This window comes from Pseudomonas farsensis, from assembly GCF_014268805.2.
GTDB classification, from domain to species: domain Bacteria; phylum Pseudomonadota; class Gammaproteobacteria; order Pseudomonadales; family Pseudomonadaceae; genus Aquipseudomonas; species Aquipseudomonas farsensis.
Map to the genome: position 1 here is coordinate 229,076 of NZ_JABWRF020000003.1, position 20,723 is coordinate 249,798.

Consider the following 20,723-nt stretch of genomic DNA (forward strand, 5'->3'; position numbering starts at 1 on the left):
GGTAGGTCCCTGACAGTCGATGCTCCATGGGGCACGGCAAAGCGACAGGCGCAAAGCGGCCGGAGCGTATTGTTATGGTTCGCTCACTTACGATGGCCCGGGGGTAAGAAGGCGGGGGCGGGCTGTTCGGGGTGGTGAAGCAGCGCGCAGGGCGTGTCAGTGTGGCGTACTGGCCGCGCGGCGCCGTTTGCGGATAGCAGGCGTGGCGGCGGGAGCTGGGTAAGCGTGACCGAGTATAGCTATCGGGTCACGGTCCAGACCAGTACCTTGCTTGCGCAATTGTCCTCGGTTTCGAGGATTTCCAGGCGATAGCGGCCGATTTTCAGGCACACCGCGCTTTCGGGGATGCTTTCCAGTGCTTCGGTGACCAGCCCGTTGAGGGTTTTCGGCCCGCCATCGCAGGGCAGGTGCCAGCCCAGGGTGCGGTTGATTTCGCGCAATGAAGCGGCGCCCTCGATGACAAAGCGCCCGTTTTCCTGTGGGTGTACGTGGGGGTTTTCCAGGCTTTGTTCGTCTTCGAATTCCCCGACGATTTCTTCGAGGATGTCTTCAAGGGTGACGATGCCCAGCACTTCGCCGTATTCGTCCACCACCACGCCCATGCGCCGCTGTTGCTTGTGGAAGTTCAGTAGCTGCATCTGCAGCGGCGTGCTTTCGGGCACGAAATACGGTTCGTAGCAGGCACCGCGCAGCGCCTCCAGGGTGAGTTCGGCGCGCGGCAACAGGTGGCTGATGAGCTTGGTGTTGAGCACCGCCTCAACCTGGTTGATGTCGTTGTGATACACCGGCAGGCGGGTATGACGGCTGACGATCAATTGCTCGATGATGTGTGCGATGGGCTCGTCGAGGTTGATGCCATCTACCTCGTTACGCGGTACCAGGATGTCATTGACGGTGATCCTGTCCAGCGCCTGCAAGCCTTCGAGCAGGCCGTGGCGGGGCGGCTCGTGCTGTTCGTCTTCGTCGAAGTCGTCGGTTTCCTGCGGGTGCAGGGCGGTGGCGGTTGGCTGCACGCGAAACGGCCGCAGGATCAACCGGGCGATGCCGTCAAGCAGGCAGGCCAGCGGCTGCAACAGCATCAGCGGCAGCTTGAGCAGGCTGGCGCCGAGGCTCACGAAGGCGTGCGGGTTGCGCCGGATCAGGCGTCGCGGCAGGTATTCGGCGAACACCAGCAGGGCGAGCGCACCGCCAAGGCCGGCCATCCAGAAACCATGCTCGCCGCTGTAGCGTTGCCCGATCAGGCAGGCCAGGCCCAGCACCAGCAGCTTGCCAAGGCAGGCGCACAGTACCAGCGCCTGGGCGGGCAGGGCGGGTTCGGCATGGCCGTTGAGTTGCTGGCGTGCGCTGTCTACGGCAGTAAACAGCGCCGACCACAGCAGGGCCAGAGCGAGGGTGCCGAGCAGCGGGGCGTACGGCAGGCTATCCATGGGCGACCGTCAGATGTGCAGGATGAATTCGCGGACCAGCTTGCTGCCGAAATAGGCCAGCATCAGCAGGCAGAAACCGGCCAGGGTCCAGCGGATCGCCTTGTGGCCACGCCAGCCCAGGCGCGTGCGGCCCCACAGCAGCACGCTGAACACCACCCATGCCACGCAGGCGAGCAGGGTTTTGTGGACCAGGTGCTGGGCAAACAGGTTGTCGAGGAACAGCCAGCCCGACAGCAGCGACAGCGACAACAGTACCCAGCCGGCCCAGAGGAAGCCGAACAGCAGGCTTTCCATGGTTTGCAGCGGCGGGAAGTTGCGAATCAGGCCGGACGGGTGCTTGTTTTTCAGCTGGTAGTCCTGCAGCAACAGCAGCAAGGCCTGGAATACGGCGATGGTGAACAAGCCGTAGGCCAGGATCGATAGCAGGATATGCGCAAGAATGCCGGGTTCTTCATTGACCAGCGGCACGGTGCCGGCCGGTGCGAACTGCGCCAGCAGCGCGGTGACGGCACCCAGCGGGAACAGCAGCACCAGCAGGTTTTCTACCGGAATGCTCAGGCACGCGAGCAGGGTCAGGGCAATGACGGCCACGGCGATCAGGCTGGCGGCGCTGAAGAAATCCAGGCTCAGGCCCAGCGGCGTGATCAGTTGGAAGAACAGCGCGCCGGCTTGGGCGGCTACCGCCAAGGCACCGATAGCGCCCAGCAGCCGTTTGTCGGCGCGGGCGCCACGGGCCAGGCCGGTTGCCTGATAGACGGTCGCGGCCACATAAAGGAAGGCGGCGATGAGATTGGGGATGAGGCTGGGTGAAGAGAGCATAAGTCCTGGGAGGCAAGCCCTAAAGAGACGGAGTTTGGCATAGAACTCGCGGTTCTAGGAAGCCTGCTGCTGTCGGTCTCTGTGGGAGGTTCTATGGTTTTGTACAAACCTGTTCCCGCCAGACACATCTCCTTGTGGCGAGCTCCTTTGTGGCGAGCGGGCTTGTCCCGCGTTGGGCTGCGCAGCAGCCCCTGGGGTTTCAGGGCTGCTGCGCAGCCCAACGCGGGACAAGCCCGCTCGCCACGACTCTTTATCATTTCCCACAGGATTGGGTCCAACCAGCACTGTTGCGGTTGAGCACGGCCTGCGTGGGAGCTGGCGATAGCCTGCGATGAGGCCGGTGCAGGTTTGCTGATGTCTGTGGTTTTGAGATGTTTATGCGCATTCATTTTTGATGTCGACGCTTAGTCACCTTTGCGCCCTTACGGCGGGTTACTTTGCTCTTGGCTAGGCGCCCCCGGCCAAAGTAACCAAAGCCGCTCGCTCCCATCATCAGTCCCGCTCGTGGCGGGATCACCTCCCTACGCAAGCCCTGCGTTCGGCCTCCTGAAGTCGCACTTTGCGTCGCCTGAGCTATCGCGCGCTTAGAAGCAAGATCAAGAGCGTGTGCGCTGTGCTGTCGGGCCACCGAATATCTATCGGCCAGGTGCGAAGGTGTGCGCAGCAGGCAGTCTCCGCTATAATCGCCGCCTTGTTGTGCCTGGCGGGTGTGCATTTCCCCCCACGGCACCTGAAAAACCTCGGCTCAACTAGGCCTGAAAGGATCACCATGTTCGAAAACCTGACCGACCGCCTGTCACAGACGCTGCGCCATGTCACCGGCAAGGCCAAGCTGACCGAAGACAACATCAAGGACACGCTGCGCGAAGTGCGCATGGCCCTGCTCGAGGCCGATGTTGCCCTGCCGGTGGTCAAGGATTTCGTCAACAGCATCAAGGAACGCGCCGTCGGCACTGAAGTGTCGCGCAGCCTCACGCCAGGCCAGGCCTTCGTCAAGATCGTCCAGGCCGAACTCGAAAGCCTGATGGGCGATGCCAACGAAGAGCTGGCGCTGAACACCACGCCACCTGCGGTGGTGTTGATGGCCGGCCTGCAAGGCGCGGGCAAGACCACCACCGCCGGCAAGCTGGCCCGCCACCTCAAAGAGCGCAAGAAGAAAAGCGTCATGGTGGTGTCCGCCGACGTTTATCGCCCGGCGGCGATCAAGCAGCTCGAAACCCTGGCCAATGACATCGGCGTGACGTTCTTCCCGTCCGATATCAGCCAGAAGCCGGTCGACATCGCCGAGGCCGCCATTCGCGAAGCACGGCTCAAGTTCATCGACGTCGTCATCGTCGATACCGCCGGCCGCCTGCATGTCGATACCGACATGATGGACGAGATCAAGGCCCTGCACGCCGCGGTCAAGCCGATCGAAACGCTGTTCGTGGTCGACGCCATGACCGGCCAGGACGCCGCCAACACCGCCAAGGCCTTCGGTGATGCCCTGCCGCTGACCGGCGTGGTGCTGACCAAGGTCGACGGTGACGCCCGTGGCGGTGCCGCGCTGTCGGTGCGCGCCATTACCGGCAAGCCGATCAAGTTCATCGGTATGGGCGAGAAGTCCGAGGCCCTGGAGCCGTTCCACCCTGACCGTATCGCCTCGCGCATCCTCGGCATGGGCGACGTGCTCAGCCTGATCGAGCAGGCCGAGCAGAACATCGACAAGGCCAAGGCCGACAAGCTCGCCAAGAAGCTCAAGAAGGGCAAGGGTTTCGACCTCGAAGACTTCCGCGACCAACTGCAACAAATGAAGAACATGGGCGGCCTCGGCGGGCTCATGGACAAACTGCCGAGCATCGGCGGCGTCAACCTGTCGCAGATGGGCAACGCCCAGGGCGCTGCCGAGAAGCAGTTCAAGCAAATGGAAGCGATCATCAACTCCATGACCCCTGCCGAGCGCCGTGACCCTGACCTGATCAGCGGTTCGCGCAAGCGCCGTATCGCCCTCGGTTCCGGCACCCAGGTGCAGGACATCGGTCGGCTGATCAAGCAGCACAAGCAGATGCAGAAGATGATGAAGAAATTCTCCACCAAGGGCGGCATGGCCAAGATGATGCGCGGCCTGGGTGGGATGCTGCCAGGTGGCGGCATGCCGAAGATGTAATCGAATCAGGCGGGTCTTCCTTATAGAAGGAAAACCCGCCAGACCCCCGCACTGGCGGGGACACTGCCGCCATTTGGCGGCTTCAACCGGCAAAAATGAACGGTGGGCCATGTGCTTGCCGAAAAAGGCATTTGCAAATGTCCGTGTATTCCCCGAGAATATGCGGCCTTTTGGGCACGCGTGTGCCCATTGGGCATTCAGTTTTGCAGCACCGACTATAGGAACGATGTTCACATGGTAACCATCCGTCTTGCCCGTGGCGGCTCCAAGAAGCGCCCTTTCTACCACCTGACCGTGACCAACTCGCGTAACGCCCGTGACGGCCGTTTCGTTGAGCGCGTTGGCTTCTTCAACCCGATCGCATCGGGCGCCGAAGTCAAACTGTCGGTCAACCAAGAGCGCGTCACCTACTGGCTGAGCCAGGGCGCACAGCCGTCTGAGCGTGTTGCTCAGCTGCTGAAGGAAGCTGCCAAGGCTGCAGCCTGAGCAGTATGAACGCGACGCCAGAAAAGCCTGACGATCTGATCGTTGTAGGCAAGATTTTTTCGGTACACGGCGTTCGCGGCGAGGTGAAGGTGTATTCCTTTACCGATCCGATTGAAAACCTGTTGGATTACCCGCGCTGGACGCTCAAGCACGAAGGCAAGGTAAAACAGGTCGAGCTGGTTAGCGGTCGTGGCTCCCAAAAGGGCCTGGTCGTTAAATTGAAAGGCCTCGAGGATCGTGAAGAAGCCCGTCTTCTGAGCGGCTTTGAAATCTGCATACCGCGGAGCCTTTTGCCCAACCTGGCCGCTGACGAGTACTACTGGTACCAGTTGGTAGGTCTGAAGGTCATCAACCAGGACGAACAACTGTTCGGCAAGGTCGATCACCTGTTGGAAACCGGCGCAAACGATGTATTGGTGGTCAAGCCTTGCGCAGGCAGCCTGGATGATCGCGAGCGTCTGTTGCCCTATACCGGGCAGTGCGTGCTGGCAATCGACCTCGAAGCCGGTGTGATGCGAGTCGAATGGGATGCGGATTTCTAACCGATGGGTAGCCTTCGTGTAGACGTCATCACGCTGTTCCCTGAGATGTTTTCGGCCATCACCGAGTACGGCATTACCAGCCGCGCGGTGAAACAGGGGTTGCTGCAAGTGACCTGCTGGAACCCGCGGGACTACACCACAGATCGCCACCACACCGTGGATGATCGGCCGTTTGGCGGTGGTCCGGGCATGGTGATGAAAATCAAGCCTCTGGAAGACGCTTTGGCTAGCGCCAAGCAAGCGACCGGAGCATCGGCAAAGGTAATTTACCTTTCGCCGCAAGGCCGCAAGCTGAATCAGCAAGCGGTCAAAGGCCTGGCCGAACAGGAATCGTTGATCCTGATCGCCGGTCGTTATGAAGGCATCGACGAGCGTTTTATCGAGGCTCATGTCGATGAAGAGTGGTCGATTGGCGACTATGTGCTTTCCGGTGGCGAGCTGCCGGCCATGGTACTGATCGATGCGGTTACGCGGCTGCTGCCCGGAGCTTTAGGGCATGTGGACTCGGCGGAGGAAGACTCTTTCACCGACGGTCTGCTGGATTGCCCGCACTACACCCGACCTGAGGTGTATGCGGATCAGCGTGTTCCCGACGTGTTGCTAAGTGGCAACCATGCACATATCCGGCGATGGCGGATGAAGCAGTCCCTTGGTAGGACCTTCGAACGACGCGCCGATCTTCTGGAAAGTCGCTCACTTTCTGGAGAAGAGAAGAAGCTGCTCGAGGAATATCTCCGCGAGCGGGACGATAGTTAAACGTATCGATGGTGGATCACGTATCCATCTTAGGAGCACAGCATGACTAACAAAATCATCCAGCAGCTCGAAGCCGAGCAGATGAGCAAGGAAATCCCAACCTTCGCACCAGGCGACACCGTTGTCGTCCAGGTTAAAGTGAAGGAAGGCGATCGCTCGCGTCTGCAGGCATTCGAAGGCGTCGTTATCGCCAAGCGTAACCGCGGTCTGAACAGCGCCTTCACCGTGCGCAAGATCTCCAGCGGCGTTGGCGTTGAGCGTACCTTCCAGACCTACAGCCCGCAGATCGACAGCCTGGCCGTGAAACGTCGTGGTGACGTGCGTAAAGCCAAGCTGTACTACCTGCGTGACCTGTCCGGTAAAGCAGCTCGCATCAAGGAAAAACTGTCCTGAGGACAGTTTGACCGGTGGCCCAGGCCGCCGTGCGAGAGAAAAAGCAGCCTTCGGGCTGCTTTTTTGCTTTCTGGGCTTTATCGAGGCGCGCAACCGCCTGTGTTCATGCTGTGGTTTTCAAGAGCCTGTCCGGGCCTCATCGCAGGCTGTCGCCAGCGCCCACAAAGACCGCGCACAACCACAATATAGAGGCGAGCCCGGATTTTTGTAGGAGCTGGCGACAGCCTGCGATGAGGCCAGTACAGACAATCTACAACCTGCTGTGAAACACTGAGCCCCTTAAACAGTCGGTACATCAAGCCCCCAATGCCCGCCCTCGACCACCCCCTGATCGACCAATTCCTCGACGCCCTCTGGCTGGAAAAAGGCCTGTCCGACAACACCCGCGCGTCCTACCGCAGCGACCTGGCCTTGTTCAATGGCTGGTTGCAGGAGAAAGGCGTGGCGTTGCCCGATGCTGGCCGCGAGTTGATTCTCGATCATCTGGCCTGGCGTTTCGACCAGGCCTACAAACCCCGTTCGACAGCGCGTTTTCTGTCCGGCGTACGCGGTTTCTACCGCTACCTGCTGCGCGAGCGGATGATCGCCGTCGACCCGACCTTGCAGGTCGACATGCCGCAACTGGGCAGGCCATTGCCCAAATCCCTGTCAGAGGCGGACGTTGAAGCCTTGCTGCAGGCCCCGGAGCTGGGCGAGGCCATCGGCCAGCGCGACCGCGCCATGCTGGAGGTGCTGTATGCCTGCGGCCTGCGCGTCACCGAACTGGTCAGCCTGACCCTCGATCAGGTCAACCTGCGTCAAGGTGTGCTGCGGGTGATGGGCAAAGGCAGCAAGGAGCGCCTGGTGCCCATGGGCGAAGAGGCAGTGGTATGGATCGAGCGCTACCTGCGCGACGGCCGCGCCGAACTGCTCAATGGCCGCCCCAGCGACGTGCTGTTCCCCAGCCTGCGCGGCGAGCAGATGACCCGCCAGACCTTCTGGCACCGTATCAAGCACCATGCTCGCGTGGCCGGCATCGACAAGCCGCTGTCGCCGCACACCCTGCGCCATGCCTTTGCTACCCATCTGCTCAACCACGGCGCCGACCTGCGCGTGGTGCAGATGCTGCTGGGCCACAGTGACCTGTCCACCACGCAAATCTACACCCATGTCGCCAAAGCCCGCCTGCAACAGCTGCATGCCCAGCACCATCCGCGTGGATGAATGAAATTCATGTTCTGCCGAGTGGCGCGTGAGGGATCATTCTGCACCCCTCTGTTGTGGTAGGCTTGGGCGGTTTGTTGCAAGGGCCGTCGCAACGCCGCGATCCACTCGCAGGCTCGCTTGCCCGGCCCCGTCCGCCTTCAGGAGTACCCCATGCGCGTGACCCAGATTTTCGCCGCCGCCGCTTTGGCGTTGGCCAGCACTTTTGCCTTCGCCGCAGCCACCGACAGCAATGCCGGGGCCGAGCAGGCCATCCGTAAATCGTTGCAGAACCTGTCGCTGGAAGTGCCGGTCGAGAGCGTTGCCAGCAGCCCCGTCAGTGGGCTCTACGAGGTCAAGCTGCAGGGCGGCCGCGTACTGTACGCAAGCGGCGATGGCCAGTTCGTGATGCAGGGCTACCTGTTCCAGATCCAGGACGGCAAACCCGTCAACCTCACCGAAAAAACCGAGCGCCAGGGCATTGCCAAGCTGATCAACGGCATCCCGGCTGGCGAAATGGTCGTGTACCCGGCCAAGGGCGAGACCAAGTCGCATATCACCGTATTCACTGACACCACCTGCCCGTATTGCCACAAGCTGCACGCCGAAGTGCCCGAGCTGAACAAGCGCGGCATCGAAGTGCGTTACGTCGCCTTCCCGCGCCAGGGCCTGGGCTCGGCCGGCGATGAGCAACTGCAGGCAGTGTGGTGCTCCAGCGACCGCCGCGCGGCGCTGGACAAAATGGTCGATGGCAAGGAAATCAAAGCTGCCAAGTGCACCAACCCGGTCGGCAAGCAGTTTGCCCTGGGCCAGTCGATCGGCGTCAACGGCACGCCGGCCATCGTGCTTGAAAGCGGCCAGGTGATTCCGGGCTACCAGCCCGCACCGCAAGTGGCCAAGCTGGCCCTGGCGGCCGGCAAGTAATCAATTCAGTACGCCGTCGTCATGGGGTGACGGCATGTTTCACGGTCGGCGCAGGCGCCGGCCGTTCAATGGGGAGTTCACAGTGAAACCGGTCAAAGTAGGCATCTGTGGGTTGGGGACCGTCGGTGGCGGTACCTTCAATGTACTTCAGCGCAACGCCGAGGAGATTGCCCGCCGTGCCGGGCGCGGTATTGAAGTGGCACAGATTGCCATGCGCTCGCAGAACCCGAACTGCCAGATTACCGGTACCCCCATTACCGCTGATGTGTTCGACGTTGCGACCAATCCCGAGATTGATATCGTCATCGAGCTGATCGGTGGCTACACCATCGCCCGCGACCTGGTGCTCAAGGCCATCGAAAACGGCAAGCATGTGGTCACTGCCAACAAGGCGCTGATTGCCGTGCATGGTAACGAGATCTTCGCCAAGGCCCGCGAGAAGGGCGTCATCGTTGCCTTCGAGGCAGCCGTGGCGGGCGGTATCCCGGTGATCAAGGCCATCCGCGAAGGGCTGTCGGCCAACCGTATCAACTGGCTGGCCGGCATCATCAACGGCACCGGCAACTTCATCCTCACCGAAATGCGCGACAAGGGCCGTACCTTCCCTGACGTGCTGGCCGAAGCCCAGGCGCTGGGTTACGCCGAAGCCGACCCGACCTTCGACGTCGAAGGCATCGATGCGGCGCACAAGCTGACGATCCTGGCGTCCATCGCCTTTGGCATCCCGCTGCAGTTCGACAAGGCCTACACCGAAGGCATCACCCAGCTGACCACAGCTGACGTGAACTACGCCGAGGCCCTGGGCTACCGCATCAAGCACCTTGGTGTGGCCCGTCGTACTGCCGATGGCATCGAGCTGCGCGTGCACCCCACGCTGATCCCGAGCGACCGCCTGATCGCCAACGTCAATGGCGTGATGAACGCAGTCATGGTCAATGGCGATGCCGCAGGCTCCACCCTGTATTACGGCGCCGGCGCCGGCATGGAGCCGACTGCATCGTCGGTGATCGCCGACCTGGTCGACGTGGTTCGCGCCATGACCTGCGACCCGGAAAACCGTGTGCCGCACCTGGCATTCCAGCCAGACTCGCTGTCGGCCCACCCGATCCTGCCGATCGATGCGTGCGAAAGCGCCTATTACCTGCGCATCCAGGCCAAGGACCATCCGGGCGTGCTGGCCCAGGTTGCCAGCATCCTGTCGGAGCGCGGTATCAACATCGAGTCGATCATGCAGAAGGAAGCCGAGGAGCAGGACGGCCTGGTGCCGATGATCCTGGTCACCCACGGTGTGGTCGAGCATCGCATCAACGACGCCATTGTCGCCCTGGAAGCCCTGCAGGACGTGGTTGGCCCGGTAGTGCGCATCCGCGTCGAACAGCTCAACTAAGCGGCAAGCCTCACGCTGCAAGCTGCAAGATGAAGCAGTTCGGTGTTGGGGCTTTGATCAGATTACCTATGCGGCAAGGTTGCAGTGCAGGGCGCAAGAACAACGCCAGTCGGCTCTTTCTTGTAGCTTGCAGCTCGCCACTTGCCGCTCAAACCAAAGGTTTGCACCCATGCGCTATATCAGTACCCGCGGCCAGGCTCCGGCCCTGAACTTCGAAGACGTGCTGCTGGCTGGCCTCGCCACCGATGGCGGCCTGTACGTTCCCGAAAACCTGCCACGCTTCACCCAGGAAGAAATCGCTTCCTGGGCAGGGCTGCCGTACCACGAGCTGGCTTTCCGAGTGATGCGCCCGTTCGTCACCGGCAGCATCGCCGATGCCGACTTCAAGAAGATTCTCGAAGAAACCTACGGCGCCTTCGCCCACGCGGCGGTTGCGCCGCTGCGTCAGCTCAACGGAAACGAGTGGGTGATGGAGCTGTTCCACGGCCCAACCCTGGCGTTCAAGGACTTTGCCCTGCAACTGCTCGGCCGCCTGCTCGACCACATTCTGGTCAAGCGTGGCGAGCGTGTGGTCATTGTCGGTGCCACCAGCGGTGATACCGGCTCTGCCGCCATCGAAGGCTGCCGCCGTTGCGACAACGTCGACATTTTCATCCTGCACCCGCACCAACGTGTGTCGGAAGTGCAGCGCCGGCAGATGACCACCATCCCGGGCGATAACATCCACAACATCGCCATCGAAGGCAACTTCGATGATTGCCAGGAAATGGTCAAGGCCAGCTTCGCTGACCAGTCCTTCCTCAAGGGCACTCGCCTGGTGGCGGTCAACTCGATCAACTGGGCACGGATCATGGCCCAGATCGTCTACTACTTCCATGCAGCGCTGCAGCTGGGTGGCCCGGCGCGATCGGTGGCGTTCTCGGTGCCAACCGGCAACTTCGGCGACATCTTTGCCGGCTACCTGGCGCGCAACATGGGCCTGCCGATCAGCCAGCTGGTGGTCGCGACCAACCGCAACGACATCCTGCACCGCTTCATGAGCGGCAACCAGTACGTCAAGGACACCCTGCACCCGACGCTGTCGCCGTCGATGGACATCATGGTGTCGTCCAACTTCGAACGCCTGCTGTTCGACCTGCACGGGCGCAACGGCGCAGCGATTGCCGAATTGATGGCCAACTTCAAGCAAGGTGGTGGTTTCAGCGTCGAGCAAGACCGCTGGACCGAAGCCCGCAAGCTGTTCGACTCGCTGGCAGTGACCGACGAGCAAACCTGCGAAACCATCGGCGACGTGTTCGCAGCGACGGGTGAAGTTCTCGACCCGCACACCGCGATTGGCGTCAAGGCCGCCCGCGAGTGCCGCCGCAGCCTCGACACGCCGATGGTGGTGCTCGGCACCGCCCACCCGGTCAAGTTCCCGGAAGCGGTGGAAAAGGCCGGTGTTGGCAAGGCGCTGGAATTGCCCGCTCACCTGAGCGACCTGTTCAGCCGCGAAGAGCGCTGCACGGTTCTGCCGAACGACCTAAAAGCTGTTCAGGCATTTGTCAGCCAGCACGGCAACCGCGGCAAGCCGCTGTAAGCATCGGTTGTTATCTGGGGGCCGCTTTGCGGCCCCTTTGCTTTTCCCCTCTCAATCCCGGCCGTTTCGGCAGGCTTGATCGGACTTTTCCTATATATCGCAGGCCGCCGCTTTCATTAAGGTGCGAGCTTCATTTATTCAGGGAGAGGCCGATGCGCAGCCTCCATGTCCTCATCCATCAGGCCCGCCCCTTTCACCAGATCCTCCTGCACCAGGCGTTCAATGCCCAGGGGGTGTTCAACGTGCGCCTGAGCGACGACCTCGAAGACACCGCTGCGCGCCTGGGCCGTGAACAGGTGGTCGATGTGCTGGTGCTCGATCAGGGTATGCCTGAAGGGTGCGCACGGTCCTTGTTCCAGCACCTGCAGCCCGGCGCTGCGCCGAGGGCGCTGTTGTTTGTGGGGCAGGGCAGTGACCAGACCCGCGACCTGGCCCGGGAAGCCCGCAAGCGTGGGTTTCGCGTGGTCGGCGAGCTGGCTTGGCCGATGTCGACGGTAGCGCTGGAAAAGGCCTTGGCGCGGGTGTAGCAAGGTAGCCTGGGGCGGCCCTATCACAGGCTGGCGCCAGTTCCCACAGGATTTCAGTCAGACATCTCTATAAGGACTGGCGCAGTATATGTGGGAGATTCTATGGTTTTGTACAAGCCTGTTCCCGCCAGACATATCTCCTTGTGGTGAGCGGGCTTGCCCCTTGGGTTTTCAGGGCTGCTGCGCAGCCCAACGCGGGACAAGCCCGCTCGCCACAACTGTCTATCATTTCCCATAGGATTGGGTCCAACCAGCAATGTTGCGGTTGCGCATGGCCTCTGTGGGAGCTGGCGCTAGCCTGCGATGCGCCGCGCAAGCGGCGCCCAATCCCATAGACGGTAAAGTTCTTTCGGCTAATCCTCCAGCCTTCTCTCGGCGCCGACGGTAATGGCTAAAGCAACCAGGGCCATTGCGCGAAACTGTCATCTTGCTCCGGCATGCTCGGTCTAGCCGCATGGCCGTGCGAACTTTCCTGCAAGCGCGATGGTCAGTTTTGATATCTCCCCCCCCAGACAGCGAGTGATCCGGATGGAAAGAATCTGCAGACTGCTCAACGATGCCCTGACCCCTTACCAAACCACGCTCGGCAACCTCGACGCCGATGGCACCGTCCAGCTCACGCTGCATGACGAACATGGCGGCCTGATCCTGCAACGCAAGGTGGCTGTGCGCCAGCTACTGGAACAGCACCTGCTCATCGACCTGGTCGATGGCCTGCACCGCGACCTGCAAATTGCCGAAGGTCGCCTGCAGCCCTGCGTGATCGCGGCCCTGCAACACCAACGTCAGCCCCAGGGAACCTTTGCCTGACACGCGTATCAGAAATATCGAGGCCAGCTTGACGGTGCTTTGCTCCGGTATTCGTCAGGTTGTCCCGGGAGCCCCCAAGGCTTTCGCTTGACCCCGGCCGTTCTCCCCAGCGCCCGGGGTTTCTTTTTGCCTGGCTTCAGGGAACGGGCGGTGCGTCGGCTGCGGAGCTTTCGAAAAACTCCCGAGCCTGGTGCAGATAGCTGCTTTGCAGTTCCGGTTCCAGCCAGCGCGCGTACAGGCCAGGCAAGGTGTCGCGGCGAAGGGCTGGCAGCAACTTGTCGATACGGGCAATCGCCTGGCGGCCCAGGTCGGTGTTGGAGCAGCCCACGCGCAAGAACTGGTACTGCTTGACGCCCTTGATGGGGTAGAAATCGTAATCCTCGGCCGCACCGCCCTGCTGCTGGATCAGGTAGCGGATCTCGGGCCAATACCCGAGCACTATCTGCAGGCGGCCCAGTTGCTGCATTTGCAGCAGGCTGGCAGTGGCCTCGGTACCATAGTGGCGGCTCAAGGCCTGCTCGGGCAAACCGCGCAGTATGTCGTCTACCTGAGCGCTGTAGCTGCGCTGGGCCACGATGCCCAACTTGAGCTGGCTGTGCGCCAATAGCGGGGCAAGGTCAACCTGGTGCTGCTCAAGGTAAGGCGCCAGCAGCGCCTTGTCCTGCTTGCGCACCACCAGGCCGCTGCTCATTACCCCGAGCAACGGCTTGGAGAAGGTGACGTAGGCTGCGCGTTCCGGGGTCCACAGCAGGGTCGGGTCGCAGGTGAAACTGGGCTCCTGAAGCATCTGGATACCGCGTGCACGGTTGACCCGCACCACGCTGTGGTCGTACTCCGGCATCTGTGCGATCAGCATGGGCAGCATCTGGTCGACCACGCCCTGGCCTTTGGCAGCCCCTTCGAAAATGGTGAACGGCGGCAAGTCACGGACCAGCCACAGCAGGCGTTCGCGGGCGTGTGCCTGGGGTGCTGCAAGGGTGCTCAGCAGCAGGCAGGCGAGGGCGCTCAGGCGCAGCACTGGGCGGGGGCCTGGCGCGGTCAGACCGCGCCGCTCTCACGCAGACGGGCGATGGCCGCCGCGTCGTAACCCAGGGCGCCAAGCACGGCGGCGGTGTGCTCGCCGAGTTGCGGGCCGACCCATTCGGCAGAGCCTGGGGTATCGGAAAGCTTGGGCACGATGCCCGGCATCTTGAACGGCTTGCCGTCCGGCAACTTGGCCTGAAGGAACATCTCACGGGCCAGGTACTGCGGGTCGCTGAACATGTCCTCGGCAGAATAGATGCGGCTGGCCGGCACCTCGGCCTTGTTCAGTGCCTGCATGACCTGCTCCAGTGGCAGGCTGTTGACCCAGCGGTCGATCACCCCGTACAGCTCGTCACGGCGCGCATCACGGCCATCGTTGCTGGCCAGCGAGGCATCTTCGGCCAGGTCGTCGCGGCCGATGGCGTGCATCAGGCGCTTGAAGATCGCATCGCCGTTGGCGCCGATCTGTACATGGCGGCCATCGGCGCTGGTGTGGATACACGAGGGCGTGATGCCGGGCATGATATTGCCGGTGCGTTCGCGGATAAAACCGAACACGTCGAACTCCGGCACCATGCTTTCCATCATGGCGAAGATCGCCTCGTACAGCGCCACATCCACCACTTGCCCAAGGCCTGCGTTGACTTCGCGGTGACGCAACGCCATCAGCGCGCCGATCACGCCCCACAGGGCGGCAATCGAATCACCGATGGAAATGCCGGTGCGCACCGGCGGGCGGTCCTCAAAGCCTGTGATATAGCGCAGCCCACCCATGGACTCACCGACGGCGCCGAAGCCTGGCTGGTCTTTCATCGGGCCGGTCTGGCCGAAGCCCGACAGGCGCACCATCACCAGGCGCGGGTTGAGCGCATGCAGCACGTCCCAGCCCAGGCCGAGCTTTTCCAGCACGCCGGGGCGGAAGTTTTCGATCAGGATGTCGGCCTCGGCGAGCAGGCGCTTGAGCACCTCGATACCCTCCGGGTGCTTGAGGTTGAGGGTCAGCGACTGTTTATTGCGCGCCTGCACGAACCACCACAGCGATGTACCCTCGTAGAGCTTGCGCCACTTGCGCAGTGGGTCGCCGCCGTCGGGCGATTCGACCTTGATCACCTCGGCCCCGAACTCGGCGCAGATGCGCGAGGCGAACGGGCCGGCAATCAGGGTGCCAAGCTCGATGACTTTGAGGCCTGCGAGGGGTTTGCTGGGCGTTGGCATGGGGCGTCCGTGGTGAATGCGCTAAAACGGAGGTTTTATCACAGCTCGACGGCGTCAGGTACTGTCGTGGCGCACGGGCAAATGCGCCGCCGCCCTCGGCGGCCAGATCGGGTAGACTGTGCGCCTTTATTTTCAACGAAGCCCGCGTCCATGGCCCAGCCGTCCACTACCTACAAATTCGAACTGAATCTGACCGACCTTGACCGCGGCGTGTACGAAAACGTACGCCAAACCATCGCCCGGCACCCTTCGGAAACCGAAGCGCGCATGGCCGTGCGCTTGCTGGGCTACGCGCTCTGGTACCACGAGCAGTTGGAATTTGGCCGCGGTCTGTCGGATGTCGACGAAGCTGCCTTGTGGGAAAAAAGCCTGGACGACCGCATTCTGCACTGGATCGAAGTCGGCCAGCCTGACGCTGACCGCCTGACCTGGTGCTCGCGCCGTACCGAGCGTACCAGCTTGCTGGCCTATGGCAGCCTGCGGGTATGGGAAGGCAAGGTACTGGGTGCCGTGAAGAACCTGAAAAACCTGAACATTGCCGCTGTGCCCCAGGACGTGCTGGAAGTCCTCGCCAAGGATATGCCGCGTACCCTCAAGTGGGACGTCATGATCAGCGAAGGGACCCTCTTCGTCACCGACGACCGTGGCCAGCACGAAGTGCAACTGCAATGGCTGCTCGGCGAGCGCGGCTGAGCCGATCCACCCCTGATTACCGAAGACCCCATGCGTATCGAACCCCGTCCCCTGCCGTCGACACTGCCCTTGCTGGGCAACCTGCCACCTTTGCTGACCCGTCTGTACGCCGCGCGCGGCGTGCAATCCGAGGCCGAGCTGGACAAGAGCCTGGCGCGGCTGTTGCCTTACCAGCAGCTCAAGGGCATCGACGCTGCGGTGGAACTGCTGGTGCAGGCGCTGGACCAGCGCCAGCGCATTTTGATCGTGGGCGACTTCGACGCCGATGGCGCCACTGCCAGCACCGTCGGCGTGCTCGGCTTGCGCCTGCTGGGCGCAGCCCATGTCGATTACCTGGTGCCCAACCGTTTCGAGTATGGCTACGGCCTGACCCCTGAAATCGTCGAAGTTGCGCTACAGCGCCAGCCGCAGCTGTTGATTACCGTGGACAACGGTATTTCCAGCGTCGAGGGCGTGGCAGCGGCCAAGGCCGCAGGCCTGACGGTGCTGGTCACCGATCACCACCTGCCGGGCAATGCGTTGCCTGCCGCCGATGCCATCGTCAACCCGAACCAGCCGGGCTGCGAGTTCCCCAGCAAGTCGTTGGCGGGTGTCGGGGTGATTTTCTACGTGCTGATGGCGCTGCGCGCGCGCCTGCGCAGCCTCGGGCGCTATGCCACTGAGCCGCAGCCGAACATCGGCGAGTTGCTGGACCTGGTCGCGCTGGGCAGTGTGGCCGACGTGGTGCCGCTGGATGCCAACAACCGCATTCTGGTGCACCAGGGCCTCGAGCGTATCCGCGCCGGCCGTGCACGGCCTGGGCTCAAGGCCATTCTGGAAGTGGCCCGACGTGACTACCGACGCATTACTTCGACCGACCTGGGCTTCATTCTCGGCCCTCGGCTCAACGCCGCCGGGCGCCTGGACGACATGAGCCTGGGCATCGAATGCCTGTTGTGCGACGACGAGGCGCTGGCGCTGGACATGGCGCAGCAACTGGATGGCCTGAACCAGGACCGCAAGTCCATCGAACAGGGCATGCAGCGCGAGGCACTGGCGCAGCTCAAGGACTTGCCGGTGGAGTCGATGCCGTACGGGTTGTGCCTGTTCGATGCCGATTGGCACCAAGGTGTGATCGGCATTCTGGCTTCGCGCTTGAAGGAGCGCTACCACCGCCCGACCATCGCCTTCGCCGACGCCGGTGACGGCGTGCTCAAAGGCTCGGCGCGTTCGGTGCCGGGTTTTCATATCCGCGACGCACTGGACGCGGTAGCGGCGCGGCACCCAGCGTTGATCAGCAAGTTTGGCGGGCACGCCATGGCGGCTGGCCTGTCCTTGCCCGAGGGTAATTTCCCTGCATTTTCCGAAGCGTTCGATGAAGAAGTCCGGCGCCAATTGTGCGAAGAAGACCTGACCGGCCGTCTGCTTTCAGACGGCAGCCTGGCGGTAGAGGAATTCCACCTCGACCTCGCCAAGGCCCTGCGCAATGCCGGCCCCTGGGGCCAGCACTTCCCCGAGCCGCTGTTCCATGGCGTGTTCCAGTTGCTCGAACAGCGGGTGGTGGGCGAGCGGCACCTGAAGGTGGTGCTCAAGAGCGAATGCGGTTCGGTGCGCCTGGACGGCATTGCCTTCGGCATTGATCGCGACGTCTGGCCAAACCCTACCGTGCGCTGGGTAGAGCTGGCCTACAAGCTCGATGTGAATGAGTTTCGGGGTAATGAGAGTGTGCAACTGATGATTGCGCATATCGAGCCGCGGTGACTTGGGCTGTGCTCTAGAGTGTAGGAGCGGCCTTGTGTCGCGAAAGGGCTGCGTAGCAGCCCCAGTACTCGGCCTTATGCAAAATCGCTGGGGCTGCTACGCAGCCCTTTCGCGACACAAGGCCGCTCCTACACTGACAGTGTGAAGCCGGTACCTGCTACCGCCAGAAAAAACCGAACCCCACCCCCATGGTCTAGTCTCAATCAAACCGGTACCGGCCCCCCACTCACAACGAACGCCCGGCCCGGCAAACCATTTGGAGTCCTTGGGAGGTGCCCTCATGAGCCTGTTGCTTGAGCCCTACACCCTGCGTCAGCTAACCCTGCCCAATCGCATTGCCGTATCGCCAATGTGCCAGTATTCAGCCACTGATGGCTTGGCCAATGACTGGCATCTGGTCCACCTCGGCAGCCGCGCCGTCGGCGGCGCGGGGCTGGTGATCACCGAAGCGGTCGCCGTCACACCGGACGGGCGCATTACCGCCGAAGACCTCGGCCTGTGGCACGACGCGCAGATCGCCCCGCTGCAACGCATCACCCGCTTTATCACCGCCCAAGGTGCCGTCCCCGGCATTCAGCTCGCCCACGCCGGGCGCAAGGCCAGCACCCATCGACCCTGGCTGGGCAAGCACGGCAGCGTCAAAATCGAAGACGGCGGCTGGCAACCTGTCGGGCCTTCGAAGATCGCCTTCGACCCCGAACACACCGCGCCCCGTGAGCTCACCACCGGCGACATTCAGGGTATCATCGACGCCTTCGTCGACGCGGCCCGGCGGGCGCTGACGGCAGGCTTCAAAGTGGTCGAAATCCACGCCGCGCACGGCTACTTGCTGCACCAGTTTCTTTCGCCGCTGAGCAACCAGCGCCGCGACGAGTACGGCAGTTGCTTCGAAAACCGCATCCGCCTCACCTTGCAGGTCACCGAAGCGGTGCGCAACGTCTGGCCCAAGGAGCTGCCGCTGTTCGTGCGGGTATCGGCCACCGACTGGGTAGAGGACGGCTGGAACCCTGACGAAACCGTCGAGCTGGCGCGGCGCCTGCGGGTGCTGGGTGTGGACCTGATCGATGTGTCCTCCGGCGGTACCTCGGTCAACGCCGAAATACCCACCGGCCCCGGTTACCAGACCCGTTTCGCCGAACGCGTGCGTAAAGAGTCGGAAATTGCCACCGGCACCGTCGGCATGATCACCGAGCCGGCCCAGGCCGAGCACATTCTGCGTACCGGCCAGGCCGACCTGATTTTCCTTGCCCGCGAACTGCTGCGCGACCCGTACTGGCCGCTGCATGCCGACGATGACCTGGGCGGTAACAAGGCCACATGGCCGGCCCAGTACCAGCGCGCCACTCACCGTGCCAACCCGATTCATGAGTCGGACTTGCGCGATTGATTCAGCGGCAGGCCGCTTGATAGAGCGTGTCGCTGACCCATTGGTTGATGCTTTTTTGCGCCAGCTCGGCCTTCGCTGCCACGCGGGCGTGGAGGGGCGGCTTCAAACGTTTGCCGGTAGTTTTTCAGCGCCCATTAGACCGAGCGCCGCCCGCGCGGCGCTCGGTCTAATGGGCGCTGAAAACCTTTCGGCGAACATCTGCGCAAAACCGCCGGCTAAGCCCCTCAGCCGGCCACTTCAATTCACCCTCAATGCTTGAACATCACATGCCGCACGCAGGTGTAGTCCTCCAGCCCATACATCGACATATCCTTCCCATACCCTGAGCGCTTCTGCCCGCCATGGGGCATTTCACTGACCAGCATGAAGTGGGTATTCACCCAGGTGCAGCCATACTGCAAGCGCGCCGCCAGGCGGTGGGCGCGGTTGCTGTCGCGGGTCCACAGCGATGACGCCAGGCCGTATTCCGAGTCATTGGCCCATTGCAGCGCCTGGGCTTCATCGCTGAAGCGGGTCACCGAGACCACTGGGCCAAACACTTCAGTGCGCACGATCTCGTCATCCTGCAAGGCATCGGCCAGTACGGTCGGCTCGAAGAAGAACCCCTCGCCCGGTATTGCCTTGCCCCCCGTCACCAGGCGGATATGCGGCTGGTCAACGGCGCGTTGCACCAGGCCCGCCACTTTGTCGCGGTGCTGGGCGCTGATCAGTGGGCCGAGTTCGGTGTCTGGGGCGTTCTGCAGGCCGGGCTTGATGCTGGCTACCGCTTCGCCCAGGCGCTCGACGAACTGCTCATAGATGCCGTCCTGCACGTACAAGCGACAAGCGGCGGTGCAATCCTGCCCGGCGTTGTAAAAGCCAAAGGTGCGAATGCCTTCGATGGCAGCGTCCACATCGGCATCGTCGAACACCAGCACCGGCGCTTTGCCGCCCAGCTCCATGTGGGTGCGCTTCACGCTGTCGGCCGTGGCGCCAATGATGTGCGCGCCCGTGGCAATCGACCCGGTCAGCGACACCATGCGTACCTTGGGGTGAGTGACCAGCGGGTTACCGACCGTCTGGCCACGGCCGAAGAGGATGTTCAGTACCCCGGCCGGCAGCACGCCCTGCAGCAGCCCACCGAGGTGCAGCGCGGTCAGCGGCGTCAGCTCGGACGGCTTGATCACCACGGTGTTGCCAGCGGCCAGGGCCGGGGCGATCTTCCATGCCAGCATCATCAGCGGGTAGTTCCACGGGGCGATGGAGGCGACCACGCCCAGCGGGTCGCGGCGCACCATCGAGGTGTGCCCGGGCAGGTACTCGCCGGCCGCCGAGCCGCCCATGCAGCGGGCGGCACCGGCGAAATAGCGGAATACATCGGCGATGGCCGGGATTTCGTCATTCAGCGCCGCGCTATAGGGCTTGCCGCAGTTGTCCGACTCAAGCTTGGCCAGCGCCTCGCCGTGGGCTTCGATGCTATCGGCAATCGCCAGCAACGCGGCTGCGCGCTCTTTCGGCGGTGTTTGCGACCAGCCGTCGAACGCCTGGTCGGCCGCGCGCACGGCGATATCGACCTGGGCCTCGGTGGCTTCCTTGATCTGCGCCAGCGCCTGGCCGGTGGCGGGGTCGAGGACTGTCCACACGGCGCCTTCACCGTCCACCAGGCGGCCGTTGATCAACATTTGGGTTTGCATTGGGAGCTCCTTTT

Annotated in this window: 19 protein-coding genes and 1 pseudogene; 14 read left to right on the forward strand and 6 right to left on the reverse strand. The window is 62.6% G+C overall.

All coding sequences use genetic code 11. The annotated features are described in order from the left end of the window. Positions 1 to 239: 239 nt before the first annotated feature. Positions 240 to 1,427: a transporter associated domain-containing protein gene (locus tag HU719_RS17220; RefSeq protein WP_186536313.1), complete on the reverse strand. Its 1,188-nt coding sequence runs from the start codon at positions 1,425 to 1,427 to the stop codon at positions 240 to 242. 9 nt (positions 1,428 to 1,436) lie between these two features. After that, entirely contained in the window at positions 1,437 to 2,246 is an 810-nt protein-coding gene (locus HU719_RS17225) for a cytochrome C assembly family protein (RefSeq protein ID WP_186521242.1), read from the reverse strand. Between the two features lie 769 nt (positions 2,247 to 3,015). Between HU719_RS17225 and ffh the strand changes: the two genes are divergently transcribed. The 11 genes from ffh to HU719_RS17280 all read left to right on the forward strand — a co-directional run bounded on the left by ffh (position 3,016) and on the right by HU719_RS17280 (position 12,978). After that, a complete protein-coding gene (gene ffh, locus HU719_RS17230; RefSeq protein ID WP_186521239.1) occupies positions 3,016 to 4,392 on the forward strand; it encodes a signal recognition particle protein in 1,377 nt (458 codons plus the stop codon). A 234-nt stretch (positions 4,393 to 4,626) separates the two neighbouring features. Further along, on the forward strand, positions 4,627 to 4,878 hold the full coding sequence (rpsP, locus tag HU719_RS17235; RefSeq protein ID WP_011535318.1) for a 30S ribosomal protein S16: 252 nt from the start codon (positions 4,627 to 4,629) through the stop codon (positions 4,876 to 4,878). A 5-nt stretch (positions 4,879 to 4,883) separates the two neighbouring features. Next, entirely contained in the window at positions 4,884 to 5,420 is a 537-nt protein-coding gene (gene rimM, locus HU719_RS17240; RefSeq protein WP_186521238.1) for a ribosome maturation factor RimM, read from the forward strand. A 3-nt stretch (positions 5,421 to 5,423) separates the two neighbouring features. After that, positions 5,424 to 6,176, forward strand: coding sequence for a tRNA (guanosine(37)-N1)-methyltransferase TrmD (trmD, locus tag HU719_RS17245; protein WP_186521237.1), 753 nt, complete (start codon positions 5,424 to 5,426; stop codon positions 6,174 to 6,176). Positions 6,177 to 6,218: 42 nt separating this feature from the next. Next, on the forward strand, positions 6,219 to 6,569 hold the full coding sequence (gene rplS, locus HU719_RS17250) for a 50S ribosomal protein L19 (RefSeq protein WP_011535315.1): 351 nt from the start codon (positions 6,219 to 6,221) through the stop codon (positions 6,567 to 6,569). A gap of 306 nt (positions 6,570 to 6,875) precedes the next feature. Then, complete coding sequence (gene xerD, locus HU719_RS17255; RefSeq protein WP_186521236.1) at positions 6,876 to 7,772, forward strand: site-specific tyrosine recombinase XerD; 897 nt, start codon at positions 6,876 to 6,878, stop codon at positions 7,770 to 7,772. 153 nt (positions 7,773 to 7,925) lie between these two features. Then, on the forward strand, positions 7,926 to 8,675 hold the full coding sequence (locus tag HU719_RS17260; RefSeq protein WP_186521235.1) for a DsbC family protein: 750 nt from the start codon (positions 7,926 to 7,928) through the stop codon (positions 8,673 to 8,675). An 82-nt stretch (positions 8,676 to 8,757) separates the two neighbouring features. Beyond that, positions 8,758 to 10,062, forward strand: a complete 1,305-nt coding sequence (locus tag HU719_RS17265) for a homoserine dehydrogenase (protein ID WP_186521234.1) — start codon at positions 8,758 to 8,760, stop codon at positions 10,060 to 10,062. A gap of 169 nt (positions 10,063 to 10,231) precedes the next feature. Then, entirely contained in the window at positions 10,232 to 11,641 is a 1,410-nt protein-coding gene (thrC, locus tag HU719_RS17270; protein ID WP_186536846.1) for a threonine synthase, read from the forward strand. Between the two features lie 152 nt (positions 11,642 to 11,793). Then, positions 11,794 to 12,168: a histidine kinase gene (locus HU719_RS17275; RefSeq protein WP_186521232.1), complete on the forward strand. Its 375-nt coding sequence runs from the start codon at positions 11,794 to 11,796 to the stop codon at positions 12,166 to 12,168. A gap of 528 nt (positions 12,169 to 12,696) precedes the next feature. After that, positions 12,697 to 12,978 carry a DUF3509 domain-containing protein gene (locus HU719_RS17280; protein ID WP_186523528.1) on the forward strand — a complete coding sequence of 94 codons (282 nt, stop codon included), beginning with the start codon at positions 12,697 to 12,699 and terminating at the stop codon, positions 12,976 to 12,978. 136 nt (positions 12,979 to 13,114) lie between these two features. Here HU719_RS17280 and HU719_RS17285 read toward each other — a convergent pair whose 3' ends face one another. Beyond that, positions 13,115 to 13,993, reverse strand: coding sequence for a TIGR02285 family protein (locus HU719_RS17285; protein ID WP_186537473.1), 879 nt, complete (start codon positions 13,991 to 13,993; stop codon positions 13,115 to 13,117). A gap of 23 nt (positions 13,994 to 14,016) precedes the next feature. Further along, entirely contained in the window at positions 14,017 to 15,216 is a 1,200-nt protein-coding gene (locus HU719_RS17290; RefSeq protein WP_186523529.1) for a CaiB/BaiF CoA transferase family protein, read from the reverse strand. Between the two features lie 150 nt (positions 15,217 to 15,366). On the opposite strand from HU719_RS17290, the gene HU719_RS17295 reads away from it, so the two are divergent. The 3 genes from HU719_RS17295 (at position 15,367) to HU719_RS17305 (ending at position 19,036) form a co-directional block, all read left to right on the forward strand. After that, the gene (locus HU719_RS17295) at positions 15,367 to 15,909 is read left to right on the forward strand and encodes a YaeQ family protein (RefSeq protein WP_186523530.1); all 543 of its coding nucleotides are present in this window, start codon (positions 15,367 to 15,369) and stop codon (positions 15,907 to 15,909) included. Between the two features lie 30 nt (positions 15,910 to 15,939). After that, positions 15,940 to 17,649: a single-stranded-DNA-specific exonuclease RecJ gene (gene recJ / locus HU719_RS17300; RefSeq protein ID WP_186537472.1), complete on the forward strand. Its 1,710-nt coding sequence runs from the start codon at positions 15,940 to 15,942 to the stop codon at positions 17,647 to 17,649. A 280-nt stretch (positions 17,650 to 17,929) separates the two neighbouring features. Beyond that, a complete protein-coding gene (locus HU719_RS17305; protein ID WP_186537261.1) occupies positions 17,930 to 19,036 on the forward strand; it encodes an NADH:flavin oxidoreductase/NADH oxidase in 1,107 nt (368 codons plus the stop codon). A gap of 1 nt (position 19,037) precedes the next feature. On the opposite strand, the pseudogene HU719_RS17310 reads toward HU719_RS17305, so the two are convergent. Together HU719_RS17310 and HU719_RS17315 are read right to left on the reverse strand one after the other, a co-directional pair. Continuing rightward, a pseudogene (locus HU719_RS17310) lies at positions 19,038 to 19,145 on the reverse strand (toxin-antitoxin system HicB family antitoxin); the annotation flags it as partial. A gap of 139 nt (positions 19,146 to 19,284) precedes the next feature. Next, complete coding sequence (locus tag HU719_RS17315) at positions 19,285 to 20,709, reverse strand: gamma-aminobutyraldehyde dehydrogenase (protein WP_186537260.1); 1,425 nt, start codon at positions 20,707 to 20,709, stop codon at positions 19,285 to 19,287. Between the last annotated feature and the right edge of the window lie 14 nt (positions 20,710 to 20,723).

Coding starts and splice junctions, on each gene's coding strand:
- ffh (WP_186521239.1), top strand. CDS start 3,016: ATGTTCGAAAACCTGACCGACCGCCTGTCACAGACGCTGCGCCATGTC.
- xerD (WP_186521236.1), top strand. CDS start 6,876: ATGCCCGCCCTCGACCACCCCCTGATCGACCAATTCCTCGACGCCCTC.
- HU719_RS17315 (WP_186537260.1), bottom strand. CDS start 20,709: ATGCAAACCCAAATGTTGATCAACGGCCGCCTGGTGGACGGTGAAGGC.
- HU719_RS17220 (WP_186536313.1), bottom strand. CDS start 1,427: ATGGATAGCCTGCCGTACGCCCCGCTGCTCGGCACCCTCGCTCTGGCC.
- HU719_RS17280 (WP_186523528.1), top strand. CDS start 12,697: ATGGAAAGAATCTGCAGACTGCTCAACGATGCCCTGACCCCTTACCAA.
- HU719_RS17295 (WP_186523530.1), top strand. CDS start 15,367: ATGGCCCAGCCGTCCACTACCTACAAATTCGAACTGAATCTGACCGAC.
- HU719_RS17275 (WP_186521232.1), top strand. CDS start 11,794: ATGCGCAGCCTCCATGTCCTCATCCATCAGGCCCGCCCCTTTCACCAG.
- rpsP (WP_011535318.1), top strand. CDS start 4,627: ATGGTAACCATCCGTCTTGCCCGTGGCGGCTCCAAGAAGCGCCCTTTC.
- rplS (WP_011535315.1), top strand. CDS start 6,219: ATGACTAACAAAATCATCCAGCAGCTCGAAGCCGAGCAGATGAGCAAG.
- thrC (WP_186536846.1), top strand. CDS start 10,232: ATGCGCTATATCAGTACCCGCGGCCAGGCTCCGGCCCTGAACTTCGAA.
- HU719_RS17225 (WP_186521242.1), bottom strand. CDS start 2,246: ATGCTCTCTTCACCCAGCCTCATCCCCAATCTCATCGCCGCCTTCCTT.
- recJ (WP_186537472.1), top strand. CDS start 15,940: ATGCGTATCGAACCCCGTCCCCTGCCGTCGACACTGCCCTTGCTGGGC.
- trmD (WP_186521237.1), top strand. CDS start 5,424: ATGGGTAGCCTTCGTGTAGACGTCATCACGCTGTTCCCTGAGATGTTT.
- HU719_RS17290 (WP_186523529.1), bottom strand. CDS start 15,216: ATGCCAACGCCCAGCAAACCCCTCGCAGGCCTCAAAGTCATCGAGCTT.
- rimM (WP_186521238.1), top strand. CDS start 4,884: ATGAACGCGACGCCAGAAAAGCCTGACGATCTGATCGTTGTAGGCAAG.
- HU719_RS17305 (WP_186537261.1), top strand. CDS start 17,930: ATGAGCCTGTTGCTTGAGCCCTACACCCTGCGTCAGCTAACCCTGCCC.
- HU719_RS17260 (WP_186521235.1), top strand. CDS start 7,926: ATGCGCGTGACCCAGATTTTCGCCGCCGCCGCTTTGGCGTTGGCCAGC.